The following is a 3997-nucleotide window of genomic DNA, read 5'->3' as shown; positions in this document are numbered from 1 at the left end:
CGACCACCCGGGCGCGGCCTCCGGCGCTCACGCCGGCGTCGCGCTCGGCACCGCCTCCCGTGCGACCGGCGCCGAGGAACTGAACTCGTCGAACGTCGATCACTGGCTGGACGAGGCGCTGCCCCCGGCCCTCGAGGCCAACGGCATCGCCGGGGCCGCGGTCGCCGTCGTGCACGACGGCGCGGTCGTCACGGCGCGCGGATTCGGACGGGCCGACACCGGAGCCGACGGCGGCACGCCGGTCGACGCGGACGCCGACACCCTGTTCCGCCCGGGCTCGGTGTCCAAGGTGTTCACCGCGACCGCCGTCATGCAGCTCGTGGAACGGGGGGACCTCGACCTCGACGCCGACGTCTCCGAGTACCTCGACTTCGAGATCGACCGGAACTTCGACGCCGACCTCACCCTGCGTCACCTGCTCAGCCACACCCCCGGTTTCGAGGAGCGCATCGCCGGGCTGATCGGCTCCGGCGACCGGCCCGCGGATCTCCGGGACGCCCTCGTGACCGACCCGCCCGAGCAGGTCTACGCCCCCGGGACCACCCCCGCGTACTCCAACTACGGCAACGCGCTGGCCGGGTACATCGTGGAACGAGTCAGCGGGAAGACGTTCGAGGACTACGTCGACGACCACATCTTCGAGCCGCTGGGAATGGCGTCGTCCACGTTCCGGCAGCCGCTCCCCGGCGAGCTGCGGGACAGGGTCTCGCAGGGATACGCGGACGCCTCCGGCTCCGCGCAGCCCTTCGAGATCGTCGGGACCCCGCCCGCCGGTGCCCTCTCCTCCTCCGCGAACGACATGGCGCGCTTCATGCTCGCGCAGCTCGGCGCGGTCCCCGAGCGGGACCTGCTCCTGCGGGACGAGACGCGCGAACTGATGTACTCGCCGGCGCTCACCGAGGCGGAGCTCGGCAGCTTCGCCGGGGCGCAGCGCATGACGCTCGGCCTCTTCGAGGAGGACCGGAACGGCCACCGCGTCGTCGGTCACGGTGGCGACACCCAGTACTTCCACTCCCACCTGCAGCTGTACCCGGACGACGGCGCCGGGATCTTCGTCTCCGTGAACAGCTCCGGCCGCGACGCGCTGGAGACCCACGAGCTGCGCACGGACCTGCTGGAGGAGTTCGCCGACCGCTACTTCCCCGCGCCGGAAGCGGCTCCGGAGCCCGTCGACGCCGCCACCATGCGGGAGAACGCCGAACGCCTGGCCGGCACGTACGCCGCCGCGCGCGGGTTCCACAGCACCTTCCTCTCCGCGCTCGACCCGGTCATGAGCTACCGGCTCAGCGCCCGCGACGACGGCCGCCTGGCCATGAACCCGGACCCGGGCACCCAGCGGCCGAACGTGTACGAGCAGATCGGCGACGGCGTGTGGCGGGAGGTGGACGGCGAGCGCAGGATCGCGGTCCGGACCGAGGACGGCCGGGTCACCGGCATCACGCACGACTCCGCCTTCACGATCCTGCCGGTCGACGCCGAACGCCAGGTGGGCCCTCCGATCCTCGCCGGCGCCACCGCGGTGCTCCTCCTCGCTCTCCTGGCCTGGCCGGCCGGCGCGCTCTGGCGCCGGCTGCGCAGGCGCCCGGCCCGCACGCGCGACCGGCACGGGCACGATCGGCACGGGCACGATCGGCACGACGGGCGCCGCTGGCGCGTGCTGACCCGGGTCGGCGTGGCGAGCGCCCTGCTCGCCGTGGCCGGCTGGGCGGCGATCGTGCTGACCGTCATGGAGCTCGTGGAGGTCCCGGCGGTGGTGATCCGCGGCGTGCAGGCGCTCCAGGTGATCGGCGCGCTGGGCATGATCCCGGCGATCGTCCTGCTCGTCGGCCGGATCCGGCGCCGGGCGCGCTGGCACCTGATCGCCGGGGCGGCGGTGACGCTCCTGGCGCTCTCCGCGGTGACGAACTTCGCGATCATGTTCCGCTTCCTGTCCCCCGACATCTCGTACTGAGACGGACAGAGCCGAGTGGACCGACCGACCGAGACCGGTTGAGACAGGATGAGTCCCGTGCAGTCACCTCCGCAGGCACCTCCCGAGGACCGCCGGATGCTCCGGCAGGACGCCGTACTGGCCGCCGCCGTCACCGTGATCACGCTCGGCGTGGTCCTGGTCCTGGTGCGGCTGGTCGTCGCCGATCCCGTGGTCGCCCTGTCGCCCGCGCAGTCCTGGGCGCTCGGCGTCCTGTCGTGCGCGCAGGGCCCGTTCCTCGCGCGGCGCCGGTTCCGGCCGACGGCGACGCTCGTGGCCGTCGCCGTGTGCCAGGTGGCTCTGGTCGCCGTCGCACCGGAGGTGATGTCGCACGGGATCGCGCTGCTCGTCGCGGCGTACACGATCGGGGCGTACGCGCCGGCGCGGGCGGCGTTCGCGGTGATCGTCCCGGCCGTGCTGGTGCAGGCGGCCGCGGCGGCGATCGCGGCGTGGGGGCTGCCGAACACGTCGGCGATCGTGGTGAGCCAGGCGGGATCGGCGGCGCTGGCCTACGGGGGTGCGGCGTTCGTCGGCAGCTATGTCGCGGGCCGCCGTCGCGAGCGCGACCTGGAACGGCGCAGTGCCCGGGCCCAGATCGCCGCACAGCGCGAGCGTGCCGAGACGGCGGTCGCGGCGGAGCGCGGCCGCATCGCGCGCGAGCTGCACGACGTCGCCGCCCACCACCTGTCGGGCATGATCGTCCAGGCGGCCGCCGTCGACCGGCTCATCGGCCGGGACGACGACGCCGCACGCGCCGGGGCGGCCTGGATCCGCTCGCAGGGCAAGGCGACGCTGGAGAACCTCCGCCAGGTGGTGGGCCTGCTCCGGGACGACGGCGGCCTCGACCCGAACGCCCCGGTCCCGGGCCTGGAGACGCTTCCGTCGCTGGTGGAGGAGGCGCGCCGGGCGGGCACGGACGTCGTGCTCGACCGGACGGGCGAGGCGCGGCGGCTGCCGCCGATCGCGGACGTCTCCTGCTACCGGATCGCCCAGCAGGCCCTGACCAACGTGCGGCAGCACGCCCCGGGCGCGACCGCGCGGGTCCGGCTCGCGTTCGGCCCGCGCAGGGTGGAGCTCGAGGTGGTGAACGGCCCGCCCGCGCGCGCCCCGGCCGACCTCGCGGGCGGTGGCGGGTCGGGGCTGGTCGGGATGCGGGAGCGCGCCACCCTGATCGGCGCGAGTCTGACGACCGGACCGACCGACGACGGCGGCTGGCGGGTGCGCCTGCTGCTCCCGGTCGAGGACGACGACGAGCCATGCAGGGAGCACGACGGCGGGCCGGCGCGGATCGGCGACGCCGGCACGGGCCAGAAGTACGGCAGGGAGACGGGAGACCTCACGTGATCAGGACGCTGCTCGTGGACGACCAGGCGGTGGTGCGCGCGGGGTACCGGGTGCTGCTGGAGGACGCGGGCGACATCGAGGTGGTCGGAGAGGCGTCGAACGGCCCCGCGGCGATCCGGGACGCCGCCCGGCTGCGACCCGACGTGGTGTGCATGGACGTACGCATGCCGGGCGGGGACGGCATCACGGCGACCCGGGCGATCCTCGCCGCCGGAGCCGGCACGGATCCCACCGGCACCGCTCCCACCGGCACCGAGCGGGACGACGCCGATCGGGACGGCGCGGTCCGCACGCCGCCCGCGATCCTCGTGGTGACCACCTTCGACCTCGACGACTACGTGTTCGGCGCCCTGGAGGCCGGCGCGAGCGGGTTCCTCCTCAAGGACTGCGAACCGGAAGAGCTGATCACGGCCGTGAGGAGGCTCGCGGCGGGCGAGGGCATGGTGGACCAGGCGGTGACGCGGCGCGTGATCACCGAGTTCGCGCGGCGCACCCGGCGCACCGCACCCGAACCCGGACCGGCCGCCGCGCTCACGGAGCGCGAGACGGAGATCGTGCGGCTCCTCGCGAGCGGCATGTCGAACGCCGAGATCGCGCGGGAGCTGTTCGTGGAGACCAGCACGGTGAAGTCGCACCTGGGCCGCGCGATGACGAAGATCGGCACGCGCGACCGCGTGCAGACGG

Annotated in this window: 3 protein-coding genes; all 3 read left to right on the top strand. The window is 74.4% G+C overall.

The features are described from left to right. The coding region (locus IIE03_RS02960; protein ID WP_192861236.1) for a serine hydrolase domain-containing protein at positions 1-1951 on the top strand (1951 nt) is incomplete at its 5' end. Positions 1952-2008: 57 nt separating this feature from the next. Continuing rightward, positions 2009-3313: a sensor histidine kinase gene (locus IIE03_RS02955; protein ID WP_192861235.1), complete on the top strand. Its 1305-nt coding sequence runs from the start codon at positions 2009-2011 to the stop codon at positions 3311-3313. After that, the coding region (locus IIE03_RS02950; protein WP_192861234.1) for a response regulator at positions 3310-3997 on the top strand (688 nt) is incomplete at its 3' end. The genes IIE03_RS02955 and IIE03_RS02950, both read left to right, overlap by 4 nt.

This window comes from Myceligenerans pegani, assembly GCF_014892515.1.
GTDB classification, from domain to species: Bacteria; Actinomycetota; Actinomycetes; order Actinomycetales; family Cellulomonadaceae; genus Myceligenerans; species Myceligenerans pegani.
The sequence above is the reverse complement of the archived record's forward strand: the minus strand, read 5'-3'. Positions and strand labels throughout refer to the sequence as shown.